The organism is Microbacterium sp. Soil_N32, assembly GCF_057655505.1.
This window is the reverse complement of record NZ_JBDGME010000019.1, coordinates 1,416,289-1,441,470: the sequence shown is the minus strand read 5'-3', so window position 1 is coordinate 1,441,470 and position 25,182 is coordinate 1,416,289. Positions and strand designations below refer to the sequence as shown.

Annotated in this window: 25 protein-coding genes and 3 tRNA genes; 16 read left to right on the top strand and 12 right to left on the bottom strand. The window is 71.6% G+C overall.

From position 1 onward, the window contains the following. Nucleotides 1-26 precede the first annotated feature (26 nt). From AC3A3J_RS15095 to AC3A3J_RS15080, 4 genes are read right to left on the bottom strand one after another with little or no spacing between them, the layout of a single operon-like run. Nucleotides 27-851, bottom strand: coding sequence for a galactosyltransferase-related protein (locus tag AC3A3J_RS15095; protein WP_487673039.1), 825 nt, complete (start codon nucleotides 849-851; stop codon nucleotides 27-29). Further along, nucleotides 848-1,855 (bottom strand): glycosyltransferase, encoded by a 1,008-nt coding sequence (locus AC3A3J_RS15090; protein WP_487673038.1) that lies wholly within the window; start codon nucleotides 1,853-1,855, stop codon nucleotides 848-850. Before AC3A3J_RS15090 ends, AC3A3J_RS15095 begins: the two co-directional genes overlap by 4 nt. Beyond that, the gene (locus tag AC3A3J_RS15085; protein ID WP_487673037.1) at nucleotides 1,852-2,982 is read right to left on the bottom strand and encodes a glycosyltransferase; all 1,131 of its coding nucleotides are present in this window, start codon (nucleotides 2,980-2,982) and stop codon (nucleotides 1,852-1,854) included. The genes AC3A3J_RS15090 and AC3A3J_RS15085 overlap by 4 nt, the downstream gene beginning before the upstream one ends. Then, nucleotides 2,979-3,977: a glycosyltransferase gene (locus AC3A3J_RS15080; protein WP_487673036.1), complete on the bottom strand. Its 999-nt coding sequence runs from the start codon at nucleotides 3,975-3,977 to the stop codon at nucleotides 2,979-2,981. Before AC3A3J_RS15080 ends, AC3A3J_RS15085 begins: the two co-directional genes overlap by 4 nt. Nucleotides 3,978-4,172: 195 nt before the next feature. Between AC3A3J_RS15080 and AC3A3J_RS15075 the strand changes: the two genes are divergently transcribed. The 4 genes from AC3A3J_RS15075 to AC3A3J_RS15060 are packed head-to-tail and all read left to right on the top strand — an operon-like array spanning nucleotide 4,173 to nucleotide 8,620. Next, complete coding sequence (locus tag AC3A3J_RS15075) at nucleotides 4,173-5,102, top strand: WcbI family polysaccharide biosynthesis putative acetyltransferase (protein WP_487673035.1); 930 nt, start codon at nucleotides 4,173-4,175, stop codon at nucleotides 5,100-5,102. After that, nucleotides 5,099-6,088 carry a glycosyltransferase family protein gene (locus AC3A3J_RS15070; RefSeq protein ID WP_487673034.1) on the top strand — a complete coding sequence of 330 codons (990 nt, stop codon included), beginning with the start codon at nucleotides 5,099-5,101 and terminating at the stop codon, nucleotides 6,086-6,088. Before AC3A3J_RS15075 ends, AC3A3J_RS15070 begins: the two co-directional genes overlap by 4 nt. After that, nucleotides 6,085-7,386 carry a glycosyltransferase family 2 protein gene (locus tag AC3A3J_RS15065; protein ID WP_487673033.1) on the top strand — a complete coding sequence of 434 codons (1,302 nt, stop codon included), beginning with the start codon at nucleotides 6,085-6,087 and terminating at the stop codon, nucleotides 7,384-7,386. The genes AC3A3J_RS15070 and AC3A3J_RS15065 overlap by 4 nt, the downstream gene beginning before the upstream one ends. 46 nt (nucleotides 7,387-7,432) lie before the next feature. Continuing rightward, complete coding sequence (locus tag AC3A3J_RS15060; protein WP_487673032.1) at nucleotides 7,433-8,620, top strand: NAD(P)/FAD-dependent oxidoreductase; 1,188 nt, start codon at nucleotides 7,433-7,435, stop codon at nucleotides 8,618-8,620. A 12-nt stretch (nucleotides 8,621-8,632) separates the two neighbouring features. On the opposite strand, the gene AC3A3J_RS15055 is transcribed toward AC3A3J_RS15060, so the two are convergent. The 4 genes from AC3A3J_RS15055 to AC3A3J_RS15040 form a co-directional block, all read right to left on the bottom strand. Further along, nucleotides 8,633-9,073 carry a hypothetical protein gene (locus AC3A3J_RS15055; protein ID WP_487673031.1) on the bottom strand — a complete coding sequence of 147 codons (441 nt, stop codon included), beginning with the start codon at nucleotides 9,071-9,073 and terminating at the stop codon, nucleotides 8,633-8,635. Between the two features lie 167 nt (nucleotides 9,074-9,240). Beyond that, nucleotides 9,241-9,313, bottom strand: a tRNA-Phe gene (locus tag AC3A3J_RS15050). Between the two features lie 69 nt (nucleotides 9,314-9,382). Then, nucleotides 9,383-9,456: transfer RNA gene (locus tag AC3A3J_RS15045), tRNA-Asp, on the bottom strand. 30 nt (nucleotides 9,457-9,486) lie between these two features. Then, nucleotides 9,487-9,559 (bottom strand) — tRNA-Glu (locus tag AC3A3J_RS15040). Nucleotides 9,560-9,766: 207 nt separating this feature from the next. Here AC3A3J_RS15040 and AC3A3J_RS15035 point away from each other — a divergent pair. Beyond that, nucleotides 9,767-11,170, top strand: a complete 1,404-nt coding sequence (locus AC3A3J_RS15035) for a peptidoglycan DD-metalloendopeptidase family protein (protein WP_487673030.1) — start codon at nucleotides 9,767-9,769, stop codon at nucleotides 11,168-11,170. A 92-nt stretch (nucleotides 11,171-11,262) separates the two neighbouring features. Here AC3A3J_RS15035 and ppa read toward each other — a convergent pair whose 3' ends face one another. Together ppa and AC3A3J_RS15025 are read right to left on the bottom strand one after the other, a co-directional pair. Beyond that, a complete protein-coding gene (ppa, locus tag AC3A3J_RS15030; protein ID WP_487673029.1) occupies nucleotides 11,263-11,754 on the bottom strand; it encodes an inorganic diphosphatase in 492 nt (163 codons plus the stop codon). 44 nt (nucleotides 11,755-11,798) lie between these two features. Next, complete coding sequence (locus tag AC3A3J_RS15025; RefSeq protein ID WP_487673028.1) at nucleotides 11,799-12,452, bottom strand: TMEM175 family protein; 654 nt, start codon at nucleotides 12,450-12,452, stop codon at nucleotides 11,799-11,801. Nucleotides 12,453-12,543: 91 nt separating this feature from the next. On the opposite strand from AC3A3J_RS15025, the gene tilS reads away from it, so the two are divergent. Further along, nucleotides 12,544-13,536, top strand: a complete 993-nt coding sequence (gene tilS / locus AC3A3J_RS15020; protein ID WP_487673027.1) for a tRNA lysidine(34) synthetase TilS — start codon at nucleotides 12,544-12,546, stop codon at nucleotides 13,534-13,536. A gap of 83 nt (nucleotides 13,537-13,619) precedes the next feature. Here the strand turns inward: tilS and AC3A3J_RS15015 are convergent, their stop codons facing one another. Continuing rightward, a complete protein-coding gene (locus tag AC3A3J_RS15015) occupies nucleotides 13,620-14,165 on the bottom strand; it encodes a DUF937 domain-containing protein (RefSeq protein WP_487673026.1) in 546 nt (181 codons plus the stop codon). A gap of 101 nt (nucleotides 14,166-14,266) precedes the next feature. Between AC3A3J_RS15015 and hpt the strand changes: the two genes are divergently transcribed. The 10 genes from hpt to AC3A3J_RS14965 all read left to right on the top strand — a co-directional run bounded on the left by hpt (nucleotide 14,267) and on the right by AC3A3J_RS14965 (nucleotide 23,131). Next, a complete protein-coding gene (hpt, locus tag AC3A3J_RS15010; RefSeq protein ID WP_487673025.1) occupies nucleotides 14,267-14,818 on the top strand; it encodes a hypoxanthine phosphoribosyltransferase in 552 nt (183 codons plus the stop codon). A 112-nt stretch (nucleotides 14,819-14,930) separates the two neighbouring features. After that, nucleotides 14,931-16,931, top strand: coding sequence for an ATP-dependent zinc metalloprotease FtsH (gene ftsH, locus AC3A3J_RS15005; RefSeq protein ID WP_487673024.1), 2,001 nt, complete (start codon nucleotides 14,931-14,933; stop codon nucleotides 16,929-16,931). A 2-nt stretch (nucleotides 16,932-16,933) separates the two neighbouring features. Continuing rightward, nucleotides 16,934-17,533, top strand: a complete 600-nt coding sequence (folE, locus tag AC3A3J_RS15000) for a GTP cyclohydrolase I (RefSeq protein ID WP_487673023.1) — start codon at nucleotides 16,934-16,936, stop codon at nucleotides 17,531-17,533. After that, complete coding sequence (folP, locus tag AC3A3J_RS14995; RefSeq protein WP_487673022.1) at nucleotides 17,530-18,336, top strand: dihydropteroate synthase; 807 nt, start codon at nucleotides 17,530-17,532, stop codon at nucleotides 18,334-18,336. The genes folE and folP overlap by 4 nt, the downstream gene beginning before the upstream one ends. A gap of 38 nt (nucleotides 18,337-18,374) precedes the next feature. Continuing rightward, on the top strand, nucleotides 18,375-18,770 hold the full coding sequence (folB, locus tag AC3A3J_RS14990; protein WP_487673021.1) for a dihydroneopterin aldolase: 396 nt from the start codon (nucleotides 18,375-18,377) through the stop codon (nucleotides 18,768-18,770). Further along, on the top strand, nucleotides 18,767-19,303 hold the full coding sequence (folK, locus tag AC3A3J_RS14985; protein WP_487673020.1) for a 2-amino-4-hydroxy-6-hydroxymethyldihydropteridine diphosphokinase: 537 nt from the start codon (nucleotides 18,767-18,769) through the stop codon (nucleotides 19,301-19,303). Before folB ends, folK begins: the two co-directional genes overlap by 4 nt. Further along, a complete protein-coding gene (locus tag AC3A3J_RS14980) occupies nucleotides 19,300-19,785 on the top strand; it encodes a DUF3180 family protein (RefSeq protein WP_487673019.1) in 486 nt (161 codons plus the stop codon). Before folK ends, AC3A3J_RS14980 begins: the two co-directional genes overlap by 4 nt. After that, nucleotides 19,736-20,317, top strand: a complete 582-nt coding sequence (locus AC3A3J_RS14975; protein ID WP_487673018.1) for a PH domain-containing protein — start codon at nucleotides 19,736-19,738, stop codon at nucleotides 20,315-20,317. Before AC3A3J_RS14980 ends, AC3A3J_RS14975 begins: the two co-directional genes overlap by 50 nt. After that, nucleotides 20,314-22,434, top strand: coding sequence for a PH domain-containing protein (locus AC3A3J_RS14970; RefSeq protein WP_487673017.1), 2,121 nt, complete (start codon nucleotides 20,314-20,316; stop codon nucleotides 22,432-22,434). Before AC3A3J_RS14975 ends, AC3A3J_RS14970 begins: the two co-directional genes overlap by 4 nt. Nucleotides 22,435-22,438: 4 nt before the next feature. Beyond that, nucleotides 22,439-23,131: a DUF2520 domain-containing protein gene (locus AC3A3J_RS14965; protein WP_487673016.1), complete on the top strand. Its 693-nt coding sequence runs from the start codon at nucleotides 22,439-22,441 to the stop codon at nucleotides 23,129-23,131. A gap of 172 nt (nucleotides 23,132-23,303) precedes the next feature. On the opposite strand, the gene AC3A3J_RS14960 is transcribed toward AC3A3J_RS14965, so the two are convergent. Continuing rightward, nucleotides 23,304-25,112, bottom strand: a complete 1,809-nt coding sequence (locus AC3A3J_RS14960) for a DUF2207 family protein (RefSeq protein WP_487673015.1) — start codon at nucleotides 25,110-25,112, stop codon at nucleotides 23,304-23,306. Nucleotides 25,113-25,182 lie beyond the last annotated feature (70 nt).

The following is a 25,182-nucleotide window of genomic DNA, read 5'->3' as shown; positions in this document are numbered from 1 at the left end:
GCCGTGTCACGATAGGTGAAGCCGGGTCAGCGAGCCGTGCGGCGGAAGCCCCCGTCGACGGCTTCGACGGCACCGGCGTCGACGAAGGCGTCGATCCACCCGCGCATCGGCCATTCGCCCCACCGCTCGGCGAACAGTGCGCCGTTGCGCAGGATGTCGTCGATGTGCCGCCACGGGGGCGTGCCGGCCGGGTGCCACTGGTGATACGCATGCGCGCCGCCCACCCACTGCAGACCCACGCCGCGCGCGCGGGCGCGCCGACCGAGATCGGTGTCTTCGGCGCCGTACCCCTCGTAGACCTCGTCGAAACCGCCGAGCCGCTCCCAGGTCGCGGGCGTCACGGCGAAGGAGAGCGACCAGAACAGGTCGTACTGCGCGGCGTCGGCCGCGACGACGGTGCCGTCGGCGGGATGCGGCCGCACGGGATGGGGGCGGGTGAGCGCGTCGAGTTCGCCGGCATCCGCGGGGCGCTGCACGCTCTCGAGGTAGGTCACCGGTCCGCACAGGATGTCCTCCGGATGCGCGCGGGAGGCCTCGACGTAGCGTTCCAGCAGCCGCGGCCCCGGCAGGCAATCGACGTCGAGGAAGACGAGCAGGTCGACCCCCTCGTCGAGGGCCGCGCGCGCGGCCGCGTTGCGGGCGGTGCCGACCCGCATGCCGTCGGGCCCCGGCGGCACGTGCACCTGGCGCACGTGCTCGGGCGTGGGCGCCTCGTCGGTGTCGAGCCACGCCTCGATGCGCACCATCTCGATGTCGGCGGTCTCGGCGTCGCGCAGGAACCGGCGCTGTCGGTGCAGGTGGGCGAGGCGATTGCTCGACGCCGGGGTGATCACGGCCGCACGGGTGGTCATGCCACCACCTCCTCGATCGCGTCGGCGGCGCGGGCGGCCGCGCCGGTCACTCCCCATCCGGCCCACCGCGGCGCTGTCGCGGCCGCACGCTGCACCGCCGCGACGATCGCCTCGGGCGACGCGTCCTCGGGGGCGGTCTGCGCGTAGCCGTGCGCGGCGAGCACGCGCACCGTGTGCTCCTGCTCGCCGAACGGCCGGTCCTGTCCGATGACGACCGCGCGGGCGTTCGCCGCTGCGAGGTCGGCCACGCCGTTCTGCCCGGCGGCGCTCACGACCACGGTGGCCGCGCAGATCAGCGGCCAGACGTCGTCGACCCGGTCGCCGTCGCGGGCGCCGGCGGTGTCGACGGTCCACCCGTCGGCCTGGAGCAGCGCGATCGCGCGACGCAGGCGGTCCTCGTCGAGGGTGCGGCTGAGGAACAGCACGCGGCGCTCGTCGGGCTCGACGGTGCGCCGGCGGTCGCCGTACCGCGAGATGGCGCCGACCTGCCGCAGCCGGTCGTCGCGCCCCCGCAGGCCGGTGGCGTCGATGGTGTGCGGCGCCCAGGGGGCGATGATCCGATCGGCGAGGTCGTAGCCGAGACGGTGCGGCGCATCCGTGCGCTCACCCGGTTGGGCGAACACGACCGTCGGCACGCCGAGCAGACGCACGAGCGTCGTGACCTCGACGCTGACGTCGACCACGAACGCGGTGACGGGGTTCTCGGCGATCCAGCTCGTCATGGTCGCGAGGCGGGACCGATGACCGGGATGCCCGACCGGCGCCCAGTGCAGGGCGCCGCCCGCGGTGACGTCGCCGAGCGCGGCGGCTTCGCGAGTCGAGCCGTCGGCGGTGACGATCGGATCGGCATCCGACGGCAGCCGCACCCACGTGGTGCGGTCGGGCAGCGTCTCGGGGCGCGGCAGGCTCGAGAACACCGTCACGTCGTCGTCGAGGAAGGGGCGGATGGCCCGCATCCGCGTGACGTGCCCCCACCCGTGATGGTGCACGTACCAGCCGATCATGCGCCGACTGCTTCCACGTCGACGGCGGGAGCACCGTGCGCCGACAGGGCGAGCACGCGTTCGACCTCGCGGTTGCGCTGCGCGAGCGAGTAGCGAGCCTCGGCCGTCCGACGAACCTGTGCACGCGACACCGCATCGCCGACAGTCGCGGCCAGCGACGATGCCGCGCGGGCGAGGGCGTCGACGTCCCCCGCGGGCACGATCGCGGTACCGGGCATCCCGCGCAGCACCTCGCTGATGCCGCCCGAGTCGAACGCCGCCACGGGGGTGCCGGTCATGAGGGCCTCGGCGAGTACCAGGCCGAACGGCTCCGACCAGACGGGCGTGACGAGGGCGACCGACGACGAGCCGACGAGGTCGCAGAGCGCGGGCAGTGCCAGGGGGCCGACGTAGTCGATGCCGTCGCCGAGCAGGGGATCGACCTCGCGGGCGAAGTACGCCGAGTCACCGATACGGCCGGCCAGTCGCAGCCGGGCGCCGGCGCGGCGGGCGGCGCGGATCGCCAGGTGCGGCGCCTTCTCGGGCACGATGCGCCCGAACCAGACCCAGCCGTTCCCCCCGGTCCCCGATCGCCACTGCGTGGCATCGACGCCGTTGGGGAAGACGAACGCGTCGACGCCTTCGGCCGACCAGGCGCGGGCCGTGAACTGGCTGACGGCGAGGAAGCGGTGCGGCGCGCCGGCACCGACGGCGTTCGCGGCGATGACGATCTCGGGCAGCGGCGGGGTGTGCAGCGTGGTGACGACGGGCACTCCGGTGTCGCGGCTCCAGAGGATCGGCGATCCGTGCAGGCTGTGGTTGTCGACGACGTCGATGTGCGCGGGGTCGACGAGGGCGTCGCGGATGCGGTCGAACGCCTCGCTCATCGACCGACGGTGCCCCTCGGGGAAGTCGGTGTCGGACGAATCGTCTGCGCGGTTCCACTGCACGCTCGGCAGATGCAGGCGGGGGTCGGCGCCGAGGAAGTCGGAGCCCGGTGCGGCGCAGAGCCGCACATCGTGTCCGCGCGACCGCAGCCAGCGCACCCGGTTCCAGACGACGGCCTCGAGTCCGCCGGCGTGCGGCTGTCGGAGGGCGTGCCGCTCGGGCGCCACCACGAGCACCCGCAGCGGGCCGACCGGGCTCACGCGAGCACCCCGTCGCGGAGCAGGGCGTACAGGTCGGCGTGCGCGGTGCGCACGGACTGCCGCTCGGCGACCCGCTCCGCATGTCGCCGTTCCCGGCGCGCCGCGCGGTCGTCGACCGACACGCGGGTGGCCGCGGCGACGCGCATGGCCTCGACCATCGTCTGCGGCTCGCCGAGGGTGATGGCGGAGAAATCTTCAGGATGCTGCTCGCGCAGATATCCGACATCGGTACCCGCGACGCGCACGCCGAGGTCGTAGCAGAGCTCGACCCAGCCGGAATGGGTGCCGTGGTGGTACGGGAGCACGAAGAGGTCGAGACCGGAGATCCACTCCTCGACGGCTGCATCGGGCAGATAAGCGGTGCGGCGCACGTCGACGTGCGGATGCCCGTCCACCGCCGCCTCCATGCGGGCTGCCGCCGCCTCGTCGCGGACGCGGTCGTTCAGGAGGATCTCGATCACGACCGGGACCTCGGCCGACTCCCACAGGGCGGAGGCGGCGACGGCATCGCGCACGATCTCCTCTGCCGCGATGTTCGGACGCAGATCGCGCAGGTGCACGCCGATCCGCATCGGTCCGTCTTCCTGCGACCGGGGCGCGGGGGAGGGCGGTGCGTCGAGCAGGGTGGGATGCGGCAGCACTCGAACGTCGGCGCCCCAGCGCTGCCGCACCTCGTCGGCCGCGCCTGCGGTGAGGGTGAGCAGCCGGTCGGCGGTCGGGACGATCACGTCGAGCAGTGCTCGGTAGGGCGCCTGATCGGTGAGCTGCGGGTTGTCGAGGTCGTGCACCGTGTAGACGACGGGGATGCCGCGACGCCGGGCGGTGTCGAGGGCGGAGCGCAGCTCGCCGGCCGAGAAGGACTCCAGTCCGAAGTGCACGTGGAGCACGTCGACCTCGTCCGCGTGCGCGTCGAGCCAGGCGGACGTCAGGGCGACGGGCGGCCACCACTGTCCGATCGGGGCTCCGGGGACCGGGGGATCGGCCAGAACCGACACTCTCTGCGGATCGGTGATGGCTCGCACGTAGGGGTGGGCGGCGGGTATCGAGGCGACGCGGAGGGGGCGCGGTTCGGTGGCGATGAGGGTCTCCCTGGCACGGCTGAGTGCTCTGCTGTCGTGGATCGCACCGACGGGCTGTCAGCGGTGCTTGGGGACGAGAAGCGATGAGATGGAAAGGTATACGTTCGTAGCATGAGCGATCTTCCCCCGTCTGGCACGACCGTTGCGCCGGCCGGGTCGCCGATGCTAGAGCGTCGGCAGCACTATTCGGAGTTCTTCGGTCTCGACCCTCTGCCGCCGCGTTTCGGCGTCACGATCGGCAATTGCCAGGCCGAGTCGCTGCGGCTCGTGATGGATGCTCCGCAACGCCGCTTCGTCCGCACGCCGCCCGTGCACGAGATGGACGCGGCCGAGGCCGCGCGCCTGCACGAGCTGGTGGGAATGGCCGAGACCGTGATCAGCCAACCCATCCGGGACGACTACCGCGGGCTGCCGCTCGGCACGCGGCAGATCGCCGAGGCCGCGGCCGTCCGCGTCCTCACGGTGCCGCCCGTGCGCTTCGGTGGACTGCATCCGTACCAGGCCGCGATCCGCGTGCCGGGCGTCGAGGGCGATCCGCCCCTCGTGGCCTATCACGACGTCCGCACCCTCGCGGCGGCCGCGGAGCTCGCCGTCGCCGACTCGCTCCGCCCCGCGGCCGTACGAGCGGTCGCGGAGGCATCGCTGGTGACGCTGCGCGAGCGCGAACAGCGCGCCGACATCGCCGTCTCCGACCTGTTCGACCGGGTCTCCGCCGACCAGATGCGTACGGTGAACCATCCCGGCAACGCCGTCTGGCTGCCGCTCGGCGCCCGCGTGCTCGACGCGCTCGGAGCGCACGACGGCGTCGTGGACCCGAGGCGTCCGCTGCTCGATTCGGTGCAGGCCCCGCTGCTGCCCGAGGTCGTCGAGGCGTGGTCGCTGCCCGATCCTCCGCGGGCGCACTGGGTGGTCGAAGGCGTCGAACTCGACGATGCCGAGGTGCGCGCCGCGCACACCGCGTGGTACGCGGCGCATCCCGAGTTCGTCGCGGCCGCCGTGCAGCGCCTCGCGCCGCTCCTCGCCGTGTGGCGTGCCGCGTGATCGGCGCCCCGCTGCTGCTCGTGCACCCGGGAACCCACGGTGTGGCGGTGTACGCCGGCGATCTCGCCGACGCGGTGCGGCACGCCGGTGCGGCGGCCACGAGGATCGATCCGGCCGCGCTCGCCGCATCGCCCGACGGCCAACCCGTGCACGTGCACTTCACCGATCGCCTGTGGGGGGCGTCGCCCGCCGACGCCGCATCGGCGTTCGAGGCCCTGGCCGCCCAGCGCCCGGTGACGGTCACCCTGCACGACGTCCCGCAGGAGTCCGACGGGGAACCGAGCCGCACGCGACGACGCGACGCATATGCCCGGGTGTCATCGGCGGCACGAGGTGTGGTGGTCAACAGCGCGCACGAGCATTCCCTGCTGCGCGAGGAGGGCGTGTGGGAGGGGCCGGTCGCGAACATCCCGCTTCCGGTCGCGCTCGACCCGGTCGCCCTCGGCATCCCCGGAGACCCGGGGCCCCTGGACGGGTCGGTCGGCGTGCTGGGCTACTTCTACCCCGGCAAGGGGCATGACGAGGCGGCGGTCGCTGCGGCCGCGGCCGGGGTGTCGACACTGACCGTGCTCGGCCGGGCATCCGACGGGCATGCCGCCGACCTCGAGGCGTTCGTGCGGCGCGCCGAGGCCATCGGTGTGCGCGTGGAGGTCACCGGGTGGCTCGACGACGCGGAGATCGCTCGTCGCGGTCGCGCCGTGTCTGTGCCCGTGATCACCCACCGGCACATCTCGGCGTCGGGGTCGCTCGCCTCGTGGATCGGCTGGGGGCGACGGCCCGTGGCGGTGCGCAACCGCTACATTGACGAGATGGCCGCACTGCGGCCGGGCACGCTCACTCCGGTCGGAGAGGCCGATCTGGCCGCCGAGATCCGCCGCCGCCTCGATGCCCCCGACACGACGTGGCACCGCCGCACCGAGCTGCCGATGGCGTGGCCCGACGCGGCGGCGGCGTATGTGCGGTGGTGGGCCGAGGTGTTCGCATGACCTCGCGGCCGTGGGTGGTCGGCAACCGCTGGGATGAGCTCGACGGCGTCGAACCTGCGCAGCTACCGCGGGTGTCGGTGATCGTCGCGCACTACGACCAGCCCGCCGAGCTCGCCCGCACGCTGCACGCCCTTCGCGCGCAGGGCTACCCCCGGGATCTGCTCGAGATCGTGGTCGCCGACGACGGGTCGCCCGGAGAGGTCGAGGTGCCGGACGGGGTGATCCTCGTGCGGCAGGAGGACCGCGGCTTCCGCCTGGCGGCTGTGCGCAACCTCGGGGTGCGCGCGAGCAGCGGCGAGGTGCTCTGCTTCCTCGACGCCGATACCGCGCCGGAGCCGGGATACGTGCGCGCGATCACGCGACTCCCCGCACTGCTGCCCGAGGCGCTGACGGTCGGCAGGCGCCGGCACGCCGACTTCGCCGGGGTCGCCGTCGACGCGCCGGTGGTCGACGCGGCCGCCGGGCGCGAGCTGTCGGAGCCGTCCTGGCTCGCCGATGCCTACGCGCGCAGCCGCGACCTGCTCGACGCGGACGACCGCTCCTACCGCTTCATCATCGGCGCGGTCATGGCGTGCTCGCGGCGGATGTTCGACGAGGTGGGGGGCTTCGACGAGTCGTTCGACAGCTACGGCGGCGAGGATTGGGAGTGGGCGCACCGCATGTGGCAGGCGGGCGCCGTGCTCGCGCACGTGCCGGACGCGGTGGCGTGGCACGACGGCCCGGAGTGGGCGGAGCGCGGAGAGGCCGCGCGCGGGCGGGCCAACGGCCAGACGCTGCGGCTCGGGGTCTCGATCCCGGTGCCGGGGTCGGCGCCGCGCGGTCTGCGGCCGAGTGCCCCGGATCTCGTCGTCCGGCTCGGCGGTGCGCACGATCCGGCGGCTCTGTTCGTGACGGTCGATTCCCTTCTCGCCGCGTTCCCCTCCGCGCAGGTCGTGCTCGACGGCGATGCCGCCGCGGCGTTCGACGACCCGCGCGTGTCGGCGGGGGAGCGGATGCCCGACGCCCGGGTGGTCTGGGAACTCGATCGACCGGTCGTCGTACTCGAACCCCGATCGATCGCCGCGGTCGTCTCTGCGCTCGGGTCGACCGAGACGGGCGTCGTCGAGGTGCACGACGACCAGGGGGAGGCGCTCGGTGTGCTGCGCGCGCGTCGAGCGGTGCGTCGGACCGCGCGCTGGGGGACGGCGGATGCCTTCCGCACCGAGCGGCGCGAGATCGCCGGCATCCACCCCGTCGGGGCCGCTCCGAACGTCGAGGCGTGGGTCGGCGGATGGGGTGATCGCGCACACTTCTCCTGAAATCAAGGGGAGGGCGCGAATCCGTTCGCGGGGTCAGGGTGGACTCATGAGGAGTTCTTCCCGGGCGGATCGCTGTGCAGTCCTGATCATCGGTGGCGGCAATGCGGGCATCTCGCTCGCGGCGCGACTGCGGCGCCGCGGCGTCCGCGACATCGCCGTCGTCGAACCGCGCGAGACGCACGTCTACGCGCCGCTGCAGTCGCACATCGCGGGTGGTGTCGCGGGGCGCCGGCAGGTCGTGCGGTCGCAGGCCCGCGTCACCCCGCGCGGCGTGCGCTGGGTGCAGGACCGGGTGGTCGCCGTGCATCCCGACGAGCACGCCGTCGAGCTGGAGTCCGGCCGCCGGCTCGTCTACCAGCGTCTCGTCGTCGCGGCGGGCATCGAACGGCGCTGGGGCGACGTTCCCGGCCTGCAGGACGCGCGTCGCACGCCGCACCTGGTCTCGAACTACACCCTCCCGCTGGCCGAGAAAGCCTCGCGGGTGCTGCGAGACGTGCGCGCGGGCACCGTGGTGTTCACGCAGTCCGCCGAGCCCGCATCCTGTGCCGGTGTTGCCCAGAAGCCGATGTACCTCGCCTGCGACCGCTGGCGCCGCGAGGGAGTGCTCGGAGACATCCGTGTGGTCTTCATCACGCCCGAGAAGACGCCGTTCCACATCGCTCCCGTCGCCGACGAGCTGCAGCGCTCGCTCGACGCCTACGGCATCGAGACGCATTTCGGTGCGAGCGTCGCCGAGGTCCGACCGGGGGAGCGGGAGCTCGATATCGTCAGCGACGGCGAGAAGACCACGATCGGCTACGACGTGCTGCACGCGGCCCCGCCCCAGGCGGCGGCGTCGTGGATCGCCGAGAGCGGTCTGGCCGACGCCGAGGGCTTCGTCGACGTCGACGACGAGACCCTCCGGCACCGTCGGTGGCCCGACGTCTGGGCGCTCGGCGATGCCGCGCCGATCGCGACCGTCCGGTCGGGCGGCGCCATCCGCTCGCAGGCGAAGGTGGTCGCCGACGGCATCACCGGCGCGAAGAAGCCCAGCCCTTACGACGGATACACCGAGACGCCGTTCACGGTCACCCGGCGCACCGCCGTCTTCGCCGAGTTCGACCGCGACGGCCGTCTCGCACCGACGATCCCGTTCTGGAAGACCCTGTATCGCGAGCGCCGCTTCACCTACGTCATGGACCGCTGGGTGCTCCCGTGGATCTACTGGAACCTGATCCTCAAGGGTCTCGCCTGAGGCCGGGGTCCGTCACTTCGCAGCGGCGGCCTTCTCGTCGTCGCTGTTCGGGGTCCAGCCGTACCAGCCGTCCTCGGCGGGGATGACGCTCCAATCTCCGCAGACGAAGACGTCGTCCGCCTCGTATGCCGACGGGGCGTCGTCGAGCGTCCAGGAGGGGGCCGACGTGCGGGAGGTCTCGACGCAGTCGCCCGGCAGCGTGGTGGTCGCGCTCGTCAGCAGGATGACGGCGTCCTTCGCCTTCTCGACCGTCGAGGTGCGGACGGTGATCGCCGTCGCGTCGTCGGGCACCCAGACGGCGTCGACCCCGGCGTCGTCGCGGAAGGCTCCGGCGTCGTCGAAGGTGCTCGTCGACTGCTTGTGGACGAGGTCGTCGATGGCGGAGCAGCCGGTGAGGGACAGGGCGGCGACGAGGGCGAGGGCGGATGCGGCGAGGGCCGGGCGTGCGTTCATACCCTCAGCCTCGCGCGGCAGGTGGGCCCGGGGCATCGGGCGCGAGAAGTATCGGCATCCGTCCTGAGGATGACTGTCGTGCGGAGCGAGTCACCAGGGCAAAACAAAACCCCCGCGATGTAGAAGCTACGCGAGGGTTTCTGGGCTGATTGTAATGATCAGCCGTGTGGCTCCGACCGGCATCGATCCGGTGACCTTTCGATTTTCAGTCGAACGCTCTACCAACTGAGCTACAGAGCCGCGCGACGGGCGAACCTGTCGCGTCCTAGACGAAGAGCCCTCTCCGAAGAAAGAGCTCGTCGCACGGAGCGACCCTGACGGGACTTGAACCCGCGACCTCCGCCGTGACAGGGCGGCACGCTAACCAACTGCGCTACAGGGCCATACTTGTTTTCAATTATATCGGTGAGGAGTGACCCCAACGGGATTCGAACCCGTGCTACCGCCGTGAAAGGGCGGCGTCCTAGGCCGCTAAACGATGGGGCCGAGTCAGTCCCGGAGGACTTCCTTGCCGACGCTCAAGCATAAGGGGAAGTGGAGGCAAATTGCCAATCGAGGGCGCGCCGCCCGTTTTCCGGGCGTGTTGAGGGGGACGATGGAGCGATGGCTCACGCCGAGATGGGGTCGTGAGTCTGGTGCCGGTGTGACGCTTGTTGTTACTGTGGCATGTGTGAAACCGGCGGAAGGGGCCGTGTGAACGATCGAATGACGCAGGATGCTGCGGACGCGGCGGCTGCGGAATGCGGCTGCGCGCCCACGCCTGCCGAACGTGACGCCTTCTGGAAGCGGGACGTCAGCCGCCGAGGGGCCATGGGTCTCGGCGCCCTCGGCGTCGTCGCGCTGAGCGCCTTCGGGGTGACTTCCGGCGTCTCCGCCGCCTACGCCGCGACGTACCCGAGCTGGGACGACGTGCAGCGGGCCAAGAACAACGAGGCCGCCGCGGCCGCCGAGGTGTCGCGCATCGAGGGGCTCATCTCGTCGCTCACGCAGAAGGTCGCCGACACGCAGGCCGCCGCGAAGGTCGCTTCCGACGAGTACTACGCCGCCCAGCAGGCTTACTTCGCGGCCATCGCCGAGGCCGACAGCCTTCAGGCGAAGGCCGACGAGCAGGCCGGCATCGCCGACGAGTCGGCCCGCAAGGCCGGGCAGGTCGCCGCGCAGATCTACCGCAACGGCGGCGACGACACCTCGCTCGAGCTGTTCTTCGCGGGCTCCGCGGCCAATGCCGACGAACTGCTCTCGCGCCTCGGCACGATGGACAAACTGCTCGAGTTCAACCAGTCGGTCTACGACGACGCCGTGGCCGCACGGAACTCCGCTCAGTCGCTCAGCGACCAGGCGCAGGTGGCTCGCGACGAGCGCGACCGCCTGCAGAAGATCGCCGAGGAGAAGCTGGTCGCCGCCCAGGCCGCGGCCGACGCTGCCCAGGCGGCGCTCGACGAGCAGACCGCGAACCTTGCCACCATGGAGGCGCAGCTCGCCGCCCTGAAGGACACCACGACCCAGACGGTCGCGGGCTACCAGGCCGGTGTGGCGGCGCGCGCCGAGGAGGAGCGTCAGCGCAAAGCGAAGGCCGCCGCCGAGGCAGCCGCAGCAGCCGCGGCCGCCGCAGCCGCGAACAACAACGGCGGCGGCGGCGGCGGAGGTGGCGGCGGCGGTCAGGGTGGCCAGGCCGGTTCCGGCGGCTGGGTGCGTCCGCACGGCGGCTACCGCAGCTCGGGTTACGGACCCCGGTCGCAACAGTGCAACTCGAACGGATGCTCGTCGAGCTGGCACTACGGCATCGACCTCGCCAATGGCTGCGGTGCGGCCATCTACGCGGCCCAGTCGGGCACGGTCGACGCGGCGTTCTACAACGGCGGGTACGGCAACTACGTGCGCATCCAGCACGGCGGCGGCGTCGCCACCGGCTATGCGCACATCAAGAACGGCGGCTTCGCGGTGCGCAACGGCCAGTATGTGCAGGCCGGCCAGGTCATCGCGTATGCCGGCAACACGGGTGGCTCCTTCGGCTGCCACCTGCACTTCGAGGTCTACATCAACGGTCGCTACACGAACCCCGCCGACTTCATGGCGGCGCGCGGCATCTCGATCTGAGCATCCGCGTCGCCTCGCGCGCACGACACAGCACACGAAGAAGACCCCCGGCCGCTCAGCGGAACCGGGGGTCTTGTTCGTATGCGAAGGGGTCAGTGACCCTGCTCGCCGAAACGCACGATCGCCTCGTCGAGGATGCGCTGCGCCTCGGCGGCGCCTGCCCACTCGTCGACCTTGACCCACTTGTTGGGCTCGAGGTCCTTGTAGTGCTCGAAGAAGTGCGCGATCTCCTTCTTCGTGTACTCGGGCACGTCGTCGATGTCCTGGATGTGCGCCCAGCGCGGGTCCTTCGAGAGCACTGCGACGAGCTTGTCGTCGCCGCCGGCCTCGTCGCTCATCTTGAGCACGGCAACGGGACGCACCTCGACGACGACGCCGGGGTAGATGGCGTGGTCGAGCAGCACGAGCACGTCGAGCGGGTCGCCGTCCTCGCCGAGCGTGTTGTCGAAGTAGCCGTAGTCGGCCGGATACCCGAAGGTCGTGTAGAGCACGCGGTCGAGGTGCACTCGCCCGGTCTCGTGGTCGACCTCGTACTTCACGCGGCTGCCGCGGGGGATCTCGATGACGGCGTCGTGTGCGCCCATGCGTGTACTCCTCAGAGAAAGTCGGTTGGATGCCGCGCACCAGCCTACTCGGGGCGGCTCGGAACCCCCGCCCGGCGGCGACGCCGCGCGAGGCGGTCGAAGATTCGACTGAGCGGGCCGTTGAGGAGGAGGATCAGGAGCCCGGCGTACCCCGTCGGGGGGATCGACACCGCGATGACGAGGGCCGCACCGAACAGGGCGATCGCGGCGAGGTCGCCGGCGATGCCTCCGCGGATCGCGTCCGACGACGCCGAGCCGAGGTCGCGATGCCGGGCGAAGTACACCCATCCGCCGAGCGTCGTGACCTGCGTGAGCATCAGGGTGCCGATGTAGACGACCGCCTGCAGCGGGTCGGCGTCGAGCTGTCCGAGCATGGCGGTGGGGACCGGCAGCCACACGATGGTCGCCATCCATGCGACGTTGATCCACAGCAGGGGCGTCGTGATGCGCTCGATGTCGCGGTACTGGCGGTGGTGGCCCATCCAGAACACGGCAATGAGCACGAAGCTCAGACCGAAGCTCAGCAACCGGCCGGCGTGCTCCTGGAAGAAGCGGCCCGTCGACAGGCCGTCGCCGGCGGCATCGGAGACGGCTTCGAGCAGCGGCAGGATCAGCAGCGTCATCGCGATCGCCACCACGGCGTCGACGAACGCCTTGAACCGCTCGGTCGGGAACGTGGTGGGACGGTGATCGGACACGGCGTCAGACTAGACCCGACATCGGATGCGGAACAGCTCCGCCGGCGGGTTCGCGAACGCGGGACGACGGCCGGTGCCCTAGCGTGGACGGATGCCGTCGCTCGCCCCCGCCATCGCCGAGGTCCGTCTCGCCGTGCGCACCGCGCTCGCCGATCTGCTCGAGGGGTCGGCGCTCGTCGTCGGTCTCTCCGGAGGCGCGGACTCCCTCGCCCTCACCGCAGCTGTCGCCTTCGAGGCCCCGCGCCGGGGCCTGCGCGCGACCGCCGTCGTCGTCGATCACGGTCTCCAGGACCGATCGCACGAGGTGGCCAGCGCCGCCGCTCGTGCCGCCGCCGAGCTCGGCCTCGACGCCCGCGTGGTCGCGGTCGAGGTCACGGGCGAGGGCGGCCCGGAGGCTGCTGCGCGGGATGCACGTCATCGCGCACTGCGGGAAGCCGCCGCCGACATCGGTGCGACCGCGGTGCTGCTCGGACACACGCTCGACGACCAGGCCGAGACGGTGCTGCTCGGGCTCGCCCGCGGCGCGGGGGCGACCAGCCTGCAAGGTATGGCCCCGGCGCGGAAGGACGACGAGGGCCCCATATGGCTGCGGCCGCTCCTCGCGGTACGGCGGGAGACGACGCGCGCCTTCTGCGCAGCATCCGACCTGGCAGTCTGGGACGACCCGCACAATGTCGACGATCGTTTCGCCCGGGTTCGCGTGCGGGAACGGGTGCTGCCGGTCCTCGAAGCCGAACTCGGCCCCGGCGTCGCCGAGGCGCTGGCCCGCACCGCCGAGCAACTGCGCGAAGACGCCGAGGCGTTCGACGAGATCATCCACGAGACCATCGAAGACATCGTCGAGCACGCTGAGGCTGGCATCTCGGTCAGCGTGGCGGCGCTCGCCGCGAACCCTGCCGCACTGCGGCACCGGATCATCCGTCTCGTGGTCGAGAGCGAGTTCGGGGCGAGCCTGACCCGTGTGCAGACGCTCGAGGTCGCCCGGTTGGTGACCGACTGGGCCGGTCAGGGGCCGATCGACCTGCCCGGATGCTCCGCCGCCCGCCGCGGCCCTCACCTGATCTTCACCGCCCATCCCCGCTGACCCCTCCGGTCGCACGAACGGCTGCTCTCGGTGCAGAGAACAGCCGTTCGCGCGACGCGAACCGCGCCGCCGTGGGGGAGGGGCTACTTCTTGTTGCCGAAGAGGCCTCCGAGAAGACCGCCGAGCAGGTCGGTGACGCCGCCGCCCGACGTGCCGCTGGAGCCCGCGGAGCCGCCGCCGAGGATGCCCCCGATGATGTCGCCGAGGCCGCCCTGGCCGCTCGTCGATCCCGAACCGTTGCCCTTGCCGGCGCGGTTCGCGATGAGGTTCATGATGATCGGCGCGAGGATCGGCAGCAGCTTGCCGAAGTCGATGCCCGCGGTCTTCTCCGACGTGGTGAGCTTCTCGGTCACCTTCTTCTCGTCGGCACCGAGGATGTGCGAGACGATCTTGCCGCCGTCCTCCTGATCGATGTCGTCGACCGAGGCGCGGGTCTTCGCGCCCTCGTGCTTCTTCAACGCCCGCTCGATCGCCGCAGACCCCTCGTTCGTCGAAGCGTTCTTCTTCAAGCCGCCCAGCAGCACGGCGCCGCCCTGCTCGACCGCCGCCTTCGCCTCGTCGTGCGAGACGCCGAGGCGCTTGGCGATGTCGTCGATCGGGGCCTGCGTGAGGATGTCGTCGAGGGCCATGGTGTTCCTTCCGTCCGGGGCATCCGCCCGTGTCCCGCACACCGTAGCGTCCGACGGCGCCCGTGCGGGAGGGGGTGGCGCCGATCGCCTAAAATCGATCCATGCGCGCCACGGAAATCCAGGCTGACCTGTCCGAGATCCTCGTCACCGAGGAGCAGATCCTCGACAAGCTCGACGAGCTGGCCCAGCAGGTGGCGGTCGATTACGCCGGCAAGGACCTCCTCCTCGTGGGGGTGCTCAAGGGCGCGGTCATGGTGATGGCCGACTTCGCACGGGCCCTGCCGTTCCACGCGCCGATGGACTGGATGGCGGTGTCGAGCTACGGCGCGAGCACCAAGTCGAGCGGCGTCGTGCAGATCCGCAAAGACCTCGACACCGACCTCAACGGCAAGCACGTACTCATCGTCGAGGACATCATCGACTCCGGTCTGACGCTGAGCTGGCTGCTCGAGAACTTCGGCACCCGAGGTGCCGAGTCGATCGAGGTGCTCGCCCTGCTGCGCAAGCCCGAGGCGGCGAAGGTCGAGATCGACTGCAAGTACGTCGGCTTCGACATCCCGACCGACTTCGTCGTCGGCTACGGTCTCGACTTCGACGAGCGCTACCGCAACCTGCGCGACGTCGCGGTGCTCGCCCCGCACGTCTACTCTTGACCCGCGCTCCGGCGCGCAGGCGGATGCTCCGTCCGGCGCGCTCGGACCCCCGGTACGCCGTGGGTGAACGCACAGCGGACCCCTAGCGCCCGCGCGATACCCTGAACGGACCATGGATGTGAAGAAGCTCAGCCGCAACCCGCTGATCTACGTGCCGCTGATCGGCCTGCTGCTGATCCTCGGGTTCGTGCTGATCTCGGGCCTCGGAGCGCCCAAGCAGATCACCACGCAGCAGGGCCTCAAGCTCCTCAGCGGCGACACGGTCAGCGAGGTCACGACGACCGACGGCGACCAGCGTGTCGACATGACGCTGTCGAAGGCGTTCGAGGGCGCCGACCGCGTGCAGTTCTACTACGTGGAGGCCCGCGCCGAAGAGGTCGTGACGGCGATCAATGCCGCCGACCCGAAGGAGGGCTTCAACGACGCCGTGCCGCGCGCGACGTGGTTCGACGGCTTCATCTCGCTGCTGCTCCCGCTCGTGCTGCTCGGCCTGCTGTTCTGGTGGCTGCTCTCGTCGATGCAGGGCGGCGGCGGCAAGGTCATGCAGTTCGGCAAGTCGAAGGCGAAGCTCGTCAACAAGGAGACCCCGACGGTCACCTTCGCCGACGTCGCCGGAGCCGACGAGGCGATCGAAGAGCTGCACGAGATCAAGGAGTTCCTCCAGGACCCGGCGAAGTTCCAGGCCATCGGCGCCCGCATCCCGAAGGGCGTGCTCCTGTACGGCCCTCCCGGCACCGGCAAGACGCTGCTCGCCCGCGCCGTGGCCGGCGAGGCCGGCGCCCCGTTCTACTCGATCTCGGGCTCGGACTTCGTCGAGATGTTCGTGGGCGTCGGCGCATCCCGTGTGCGCGACCTGTTCAACCAGGCCAAGGAGAACGCGCCCGCCATCATCTTCATCGACGAGATCGACGCGGTCGGCCGCCACCGCGGCGCCGGCATGGGCGGCGGCAACGACGAGCGCGAGCAGACGCTCAACCAGATGCTCGTCGAGATGGACGGCTTCGACCCGAACGCGAATGTCATCGTGATCGCGGCGACGAACCGCCCCGACATCCTCGACCCGGCGCTTCTGCGCCCCGGACGCTTCGATCGCCAGATCGGTGTCGACGCCCCCGACCTCAAGGGTCGTCAGAAGATCCTCGAGGTGCACGCGAAGGGTAAGCCGCTGTCGCAGAGCGTCGACCTCGAGGTCGTCGCCCGCAAGACTCCCGGTTTCACCGGTGCCGACCTCGCGAACGTGCTGAACGAGGCCGCGCTGCTCACCGCCCGGTCGAACGCGCAGCTGATCGACAACCGTGCGCTCGACGAGGCCATCGACCGCGTGATCGCCGGACCGCAGCGCCGCACGCGCGTGATGAAGGACCGCGAGAAGCTCATCACCGCCTACCACGAGGGCGGCCATGCGCTCGCCGCGGCGGCCATGAACTACACCGACCCGGTGACCAAGATCACGATCCTGCCGCGCGGCAAGGCTCTGGGCTACACAATGGTGCTGCCGCTCGACGACAAGTACTCGGTCACCCGCAACGAGCTGCAGGACCAGCTCACCTACGCGATGGGCGGACGCGTCGCCGAGGAGATCATCTTCCACGACCCGACCACGGGCGCGTCGAACGACATCGAGAAGGCGACCTCGATCGCCCGCAAGATGGTGATCGAGTACGGCATGACGACCGAGGTCGGTCCGGTCAAGCTCGGCTCCGAAGGGGGCGACATGTTCGTCGCCCGCGACATGGGCCGCGGTCGCGAGTACTCCGAGAAGGTCGCCGAGCGCGTCGACGCCGAGGTGCGCGCGCTGATCGAGCAGGCGCACGACGAGGCGTACCAGGTCATCACGGCGAACCGCGACATCCTCGACCGCCTCGCCCTCGCGCTCCTCGAGGAGGAGACGCTCGACCACAACCAGATCGCCGACATCTTCCGTGAGGTGCGCAAGCTCCCCGAGCGTCCGCTCTGGCTGTCGAGCGAGGACCGCCCGGTCTCGGACGTGCCGCCGATCGAGGTGCCCAAAAAGGTCGTGCCGGTGGCCGCCTCGGTCGAAGACCCGGCCGCGACGGCCCGTCCGCAGCAGGAGTCGCAGGGAGCGACCCGGCCGCGCCCCGCAACGGCCTGACCGTGGGCGTCGACAAGGCGCGCATCGAACGGCTCACGCGCGAGCTCCTCGATGCGATCGGCGAGGATCCTGATCGTCCCGGACTCACGCAGACTCCGGCGCGGATGGCCGAGCTGTACGCCGAGTTCTTCTCGGGCGTCGGTGAGGATGCCGCGGCACCGCTCGAGCGCACCATCAGCGTGAGTCGCGGGCCGGCGCCCGACACGCTCCCGTCCGGTGCGGTGCTGCTGCGCGACGTGCGCTTCCGCTCGGTGTGCGAGCATCACCTGCTGCCCTTCGCCGGCCATGCCCACCTCGCCTACCTTCCCGGGGAGCAGGTGGTGGGTCTGGGCGCGCTCGTGCGCGTCGTCGAGATCCTCGCGTCCCGCCCGCAGGTGCAGGAGCGGCTGGGCGAGCAGATCGCCGACGTCATCGCCGACAAGCTCGACGCCCGGGGCGTCCTGGTGGTGCTCGACGCGAGTCACGGCTGCGTCACGCTTCGCGGAGGGCGGCAGCCCGAGGCCTCCACGCTGACCATCGCGGCGCGGGGCGCGTACGCCGAGCCTGCGGCGCGCGGCGAGCTGATCGCCCTCATCGCCTCGTCGACGGCGGCGACGCCGTGACGGCGATCTGGGGCATCCTCAACGTCACTCCCGACTCGTTCAGCGACGGCGGACGCTACCTCGACGTCGACGACGCCGTGGCCAGGGCGCGCCTGCTGCGCGCGCACGGGGCCGACATGGTCGACGTCGGCGGCGAGTCGACGCGGCCGGGCGCCGAGCGCGTCGAACCGGCCGTCGAGCAGCAACGGGTGCTGCCGGTGATCGAGCGGCTCGCCGCCGAGGGCATCCCGGTCAGCATCGACACTCTGCACGCCTCGACAGCGGATGCGGCCGTGCGCGCGGGCGCCCGCGTGGTCAACGACGTCTCGGGCGGCCTCGCCGACCCCGAGATGCGCGCGGCGGTGGCCGAGTCCGGAGCGGATTACGCGATCGGGCACTGGCGCGGTTTCTCGGCCGACATGTACGCCCGCGCCGAGTACCGTCGGGCCGCTCGCGAAGTCGCCGGCGAACTGCAGGAGCGCATGGGCGAAGCCGCGGCCGCGGGCATCGCTCCCTCGCGCCTCATCCTCGATCCCGGCATCGGCTTCGCGAAGGCCGGGGCTCAGAACTGGGACGTGCTGCGAGGTCTCGACGAGATCGTCGCGCTGGGTCCCCGGGTGCTCATCGGCACATCGCGCAAGAGGTTCCTGGCCGAGACGCTCGCGCAGACGGGCGATGACGATGCCACCGAGTCACGGCGCGACCTCGCGACCGCGGTGACGAGCGCACTCGCCGTGCGAGCCGGAATCTGGGCCGTGCGGGTGCACAACGTGCGCTCGACCCGCGACGCGATCGCGATCGCTCGCGCGTGGGACGGCCGCTGAGCCTCGGGCGACCCCGCCCCTCCGCGTACGCTGGTGGGGTGCATCCCCTCGACGAGATCAACCTCACGGGCCTCACCGTCTTCGGACGCCACGGCGTCTACGAGCACGAGCGCGAGGAGGGGCAGGAGTTCACGATCGATCTCCGGCTGCATCTGTCGCTCGCGGCGCCCGCGGCATCCGACGACGTGGTCGACACGGTGCACTACGGCGAGCTGGCCGAGAAGGTCGCAGCGGTCGTCGGCGGAGAACCGGTGAACCTCATCGAGACGCTCGCCGCCCGCATCGCCGACGCCGCACTCGAGGACGAGCGGGTGCAGTTCGCGCAGGTCACGGTGCACAAGCCGCACGCGCCGATCCCGCTGACGTTCTCCGACGTGTCGGTCACGCTGCACCGCGGGCGTCCCCTCGCGCACGGCGAGGATGCGCGCGCATGAGCCGCAACCTCACGGTCCCCCCGGCCATGCCCCCCGCCCGACGGATCCGACCGGACGCGACCGCCGTGATCGCCTTCGGGGCGAACCTCGGCGACCGCGAGGCGACGATCCGCGGCGCCGCCGAACGCATTGCGCGCCTGCCGCTCGTCGAGAATCTGCGTCTGTCGAGTCTTCATGAGACGGTCGCGCTGCGCCTCGACGGCCCCGACCCCGACGCTCCCGGCTACATCAACGCCGTCGCCCTCGTGACGACGCGTCTCGCTCCCGACATCCTGCTGGGCATGCTGCACGCGATCGAAGACGAGAACGGGCGCGAACGGCGCGAACGCTGGGGAGACCGTACCCTCGACCTCGATCTCATCGCCTACGGCGACGAGACGGCGCACACCGACACGCTGCAGCTGCCGCACCCGCGGGCCGCGGAGCGGCTGTTCGTGCTCGAACCGTGGCTCGAACTCGACCCCGATGCGGTGCTCCCCGGCAGCGGCCGGATCGCCCCGCTGGTGACGGCGTTGCGCGAGCAGGAGGGATGATGCGCCGTACCTCCGCGGGCCTGCTCGTCGCGCTCGCACTGGTCGGGGGAGGAGTCGGCTACCTCCTCGACCACCTGCTCACGGTCTCGGGACGCGCGACGTTCACCCCCTCGGTGTTCCTGCCGGTGCTGCTGGTGCTGCTCGCCGTCGCGGTGCTGGGCGTGGCCTGGCCGGTGCGCCGAAGCGTACGCACCGGCATCCGCATCGATCCGTTCCGCGCGCTGCGGGCCGCGACCCTGGCCCGCGCGTCGAGCCTGCTCGGCGCCCTGCTGGCCGGGGTGGGGGCGGGGCTGCTGGTGTTCCTCCTCGCACGCCCGATCGATCCGCCGGTAGGGTCGACGGTGGCGCTGGTCTCACTGATCGCGAGCTCGCTCGTGCTGGTGGCCGCCGCCCTCGTCGCCGAACAGTTCTGCACCCTGCCGAAGGATCCTGATGACCCAGAGCCCCGAGAACGCACCCCTGAACCCGGCGGAGGGCACTGACCTCGCCGCGCTCGACGAGGGCGTCTACACGCAGCTGCGCACGCCGCGCGGCGAGGGACGGCTCGAGCTCGACGGCGTCTGGCATCAGATCTCGCCCCGCTACGCCGTCTCGCAGCTGCTGCAGAACGGACTGCTGCTCGCGGTCATCGTCGTGGCAGCGCTCGTGCTGCATTTCGCGCTCGAGCAGACCTGGGTGTGGATCCCGGCGGGCGTCTTCGCGCTGATCACCGTGATCACCATGGTCATCCTGCCGCGCCAGGCGCGGGCGATCGGCTACATGCTGCGCTCCGACGACATCGTCTTCCGCAAGGGCATCCTTTGGCAGCGCATGATCGCCGTGCCCTACGGCCGCATGCAGCTCGTCGACATCACGCAGGGGCCCGTCGACCGCGGCTTCGGCATCTCGCAACTGAAGATGGTGACCGCCGCGGCGACGACCGGCGTGCAGATCCCCGGTCTGAGCCAGCAGGCCGCCGAGGCGCTGCGCGACACCTTGATCGAGGTCGCCGAGACCCGACGGACCGGCCTGTGAGCGAGCCGCAGATGCCCGCGCCGCAGGGCGTGGTCGACCCGCGAACGTCCGATCTCGCCGACGGTGAATGGCATCGGATGCACCCGCTCACCCCCCTGTTCAAGGGCGGGCTGGTGCTGCTGATCGTCGCCGGAATCACCTTCGCGAACCTGCGCGACCGGGTGATCGCGTGGTTCGTGAACCTCTTCACGCCGAGCGAGGCGCACTACAACGAGTACTCGTCGGGCGACCCGGTCGACTGGGTGCTCGAGAACAACCTGATCCTCGTCGCGCTGCTCGTGGTACTCGGCATCCTCGTCGTGCTCATCGCGATCTTCTGGTTCGTCTGGCGCTTCCAGCAGTTCCGCATCACGGGCGACCACGTCGAGGTGCGCAAGGGAATCGTGTTCCGTTCGCACCGTCGGGCGCCGCTCGACCGCGTGCAGGGGGTCAACCTGACGCGGCCGTTCCCCGCACGCCTCATCGGGCTGGCGAAGCTGGAGGTCGTCGGGGCCGGCACCGATGCGAACGTCGAGCTGGAGTACCTGGCCACGTCGAAGGCCGAGACCGTCCGCGCAGACATCCTGCGCCTCGCATCCGGCCTGCGCGCGTCCCGTCAGCAGGCGGCGGCACCGGCCGCGACGCCCGGCGCCCGCGCCCAGCTGGTCGACTCGATGAACCACGGCGTGAACGGCCTCATCGCCGGCGTCGACCTGGGCGACGTCGCACCCGAGAGCGTCGTGAAGATCCCGGCCGGCCGCCTCATCGGCTCGCAGCTCATCGTCGGTGTGGTGTGGTTCCTGTTCTTCGCGCTGCTGTTCGGCGTGACGATGGGCTTCGTCTTCCTCGGCGCCCTGGCCGACGGAGAACCGCTCGGCAGCGTGCTCAGCCTCGGGATCGGGCTCGGCGTCGGCATCCCGCTCATCGTCGCCGTCGTCGGTATCACGTGGGCGCAGATCTCGAAGTCGCTGCGCTACTCGATCGCGCCCACGCCCGACGGCGTGCGCATCACCTACGGTCTGCTCACCACGGTCACCGAGACGCTGCCGCCGGGCCGCATCTTCGCGGTCGAGGTCACGCAGTCGTTGCTGTGGCGGCCTTTCGGCTGGTGGTCGGTCAAGATCAACCGCATGAGCGGCAAGAGCGCCGCACAGCAGTCGTCCGGCAACGCGCAGCAGTTCAACATCGTGCTGCCCGTGGGCAAGCGCGCCGACGTCGAGAGGGTTCTCGGGCTGATCCTGCCGGATGCGCCCGCCGCCGACATCCCGCTCGTGTGGGAGCACGGCATCCTCGGCCCCGTCGCCGGCGACCCGTACCGCACGATGCCGCGTCGGGCGGCCTGGCGCCGCCCGCTGTCGTGGAAGCGGCACGGCTACACCGTCACCGACTTCGGACTGATCCTGCGCCGGGGCGTCGTGTGGCGCAAGCTTGCGATCTTCCCGCTCGCGCGCCTGCAGGGCGTGTCGCTCAACCAGGGCCCGATCGACCGGGCGCAGCGGGTGAGCGGCGCGCAGATCCTCACGGTCTCCGGTCCCATCCACGGTCTGCTTTCGGGCCTCGAACGAGCCGACGCTCTCGCGCTCATCGGCGAGGTGTCGGCACGCACGGCGGCCGCGGCCGCGGCCGATCACACGCACCGGTGGAGCGCCCACGCGCCGTCGGTGCTGGCGACGACGGATGCTCCGCCGCCCGTGCGCTTCCCCGCGGGCGCCCCGGTACCGCCGCCCCCGGCTTTCGGTGCGCCCGTGCCGCCGGCCAACGCGCCGGTGCCGCCCCTCGCGTCGGGTGTGCCGGTGCCGCCCGCGTTCGGTATGCCGGTGCCGCCGACCAACGCGCCGGTGCCGCCGCCCGCGTCGGGTGTGCCGGTGCCGCCCGTCAATGCGCCGGTGCCGCCCGCCTCCGGAGCGTCGGTGCCGCCGGTGCCGCCGGCTGCCCCGCCCGTGCCGCCGGCTGCCCCGCCCGTGCCGCCCGCAGCGGCTCCGGCCACGCCGGCCGACCCTCCGCACGTGCCCCCGCCTCCTGCGCCCCCGGCCCCCGCGCCGGAGCCGCCGACCCCCGCGACGCGCGCCGAGCGGCGGGCGGCCTCCGAGGGCGCTCCGCCGCCGCCTCCCGTCGCCCGGCCGGCGACCGAGGACTGAGCCGATGGTGCGCGATGGGCGCCTCGGCGTCGGCATCATCGGGGCAGGTCGCGTCGGGCCGGTGATCGGCGCGGCGCTCGGCGGCGCCGGGCACGCCGTTGTCGGGATCACGACCGGATCCGACGACGAGCGTGCCTCGGCGGTGCTCCCCGACGTTCCGGTGCTCGAGCCGCTCGAGGTCGTGCGGCGGGCGGAGCTCGTCGTGCTGGCGGTGCCGCATGATCAGCTCGCCCCACTCGTGGCGGGGATCGCCGAGGTCGGCGGGTGGCAGATCGGCCAGCTCGTGCTGCACACCGACCCCGCCTTCGGCATCGAGGTGCTGCGTCCCGCTGCCGAGAAGGGCGCGATTCCGCTCGCGGTGCATCCGGCGATCACCTTCTCGGGAACCTCGATCGATCTGCGCCAGCTTCAGGCAGGCTTCGCGGCGGTGACGGCGCCGGCCGCCGTGCTGCCCATCGCCCAGGCGCTCGCGGTCGAGATGGGGTGCGAGCCGGTCATCGTCGCCGAGACCGACCGCGCGGCCTATGCCGATGCCATCCAGACGGCGACGGAGTTCTCGCGGTCGATCATCGGGCAGTCGACGGCGCGCTTGCGCGAGATCGGCATCGAGAACCCGGGCGGCTACCTGTCGGCGCTGGTGCAGTCGACGGTCGAACGCGCCCTGCGCGACGCCTCCGAACCTCCGCCTCTCCTCTGAGGCCGCTGCCGGCACGGGGGTGAGACGCCGGGCAGCAGAGGTCGAACGCGGCGGGCGCAGATGCCGGGCCGCGAGGGAGCAGATGCCGGACCCGAAGGGCGCGGATGCCGGGCCCGGAGAGAGCAGATGCCGGGCCGCGAGGAGTCGCGAGCGGGTCTCTTGGCCCCCGCGGTCAGCGGCCGCCGGAGAAGCCGCCGCCCCCGCCGCCGCCCGAGAAGCCGCCGCCGGCCGAGCCGCCGAAGCTCGACGATGTGCCGGTCGAGGGCGCGGTGTACGTCGAAGCGGACGAGGTTGAGAGCGCGAATGCGGAGAGGGCGGGCCCGAAACCGCCGGTGGGCCCGTATCCGATCCATCCGGGCCCGCGCTGTTCGATCGCGTAGGTGTTCTCGAGCACTCGCGCCCACTCGTCCTCTCGTCCGAACAGGATCGCGTAGGGCAGCAGCAGCTCGTACACGTGCACGACGTTGGCCGACCCGTCCGGGCGGCGCTCCGCGCCCGAGTACGACTGCAGCATCCGCAGCCGATCCTCCTCCGCCACGCGGATGAACTCCTCTACGCCCTGCAGGTACTCATGGCGACGGGCCCCCTCGGGGGTCAGAACGGTGTGCCTGGCGAAGGCGTAGAGGCACGCCGCGAGCACGAGGAAGGCGCCGAAGGCGGCGACGAGCAGCGCCGGGATCGCACTGAGACGTCCGCTTGCGACACCCCAGATCGCAACTGCGAGCGCCGCGGCGGCCACAGCGATCGCGATCCAGCCCAGCACCACGGCGACGGGGGCTCGCCGGCGCTCGGTGAAGCCGCGTGCGGCGGCCTGCTTCTCGCCGAGTGTGCCGAGCACGCCCATCCGCGCGGCGAAGGTCTCACTCGCGTCGGGGATGTCGACCACACCGGTGTCGGCGGTCCCGAGGAACAGAGCATCCATGGCCTCCCCGTCGAGGGCGTCGGGCGCCCGCCCTCCGGAGAGACGTCGCAGCCGCGGTCGCTCCGGGGTGGGTCCTTCCTCGATGCGCAGCAGGCCGCGCACGGCGAGGTGGACGATCTCCGCCGGGATCACGGCCGTGGCGCGGGGGAGGAGCGCGCCGGCCAGGAGGGGCGGGAGATCGCCGGGCACGTCGTACTGGGCGACGACGATGCCGGATGCCGTGCGACGTCGCTTCTTGAACACACCGACGGCGACCCAGCTCGCGATCCCGAGTCCGACGGTCCCCGCGGTGGCGAGCATCGGGCCGACATCGGTCACGGGGTCGGGCAGGCGGGCGGGGGGCTGAACGACCGTCCCCTCGTCGAAGCCGATCGCCACCGTGACGCCGTCGCCGGCCGCCCGTTCGCCCGACCCGACGCGGAACTCGGCCCCGTCGGCGCTCTCGATCGGGCCCTCGATGGTGCACGACTCGTCGTCGCCCGCGAAGCCCTGGTAGCACCGCGCCGATCCGGTGAGCGCGGTGGCGAGAGCGTCGTCGACCGTGACCGTGGCATCGAACCGTTCGATCGGCTGCGTGCTGTCGAGGGGCAGGAGGTCCCAGTAGAACTCGTCCACGCCGCTCTCCGCCGCGAGCACGACGTCGCGCATCTCGTATTCGATGACGTAGGTCGTGAGTCCGCGCACGTAGCTGTCGTCGCCGGTCAGCACGTAGAGCACGCCGTCGTCGGTCTCGGTCTCGTACGGCACGGGCTCGCCGTCGCCATCCGTGACCGACAGCACGCGCGTGTCGAGTCGCGCACCCTCGTACGAGGTGGCCAGCCCGCGCACGATCCCGCGGTTCTGGTCGGTATCGGGGAAGCGGGCGACGAGCTCCTCGGTGACCGTCATGGTCGCTCGCCCCTCGTCGTCGAGGCCCACGCGGTAGTGGGCGTCCCACGAGGCGTAGGAGAAGTCGTCGACATCGGCGGCGCTCGCCGGGGCGGGGGCCGCGGGGAGGAGGATGAGGCCGAGCGCGGCGAGGGCGGTGGTCAGGGCGCGGAGGATCCGTGGAGCTGCCATCCCCCGAGGCTACCCACCGAGCGCCGCGGAGCGCTGCACGGCCTCGGTAAACTGGAAGGACTTTCCTGAG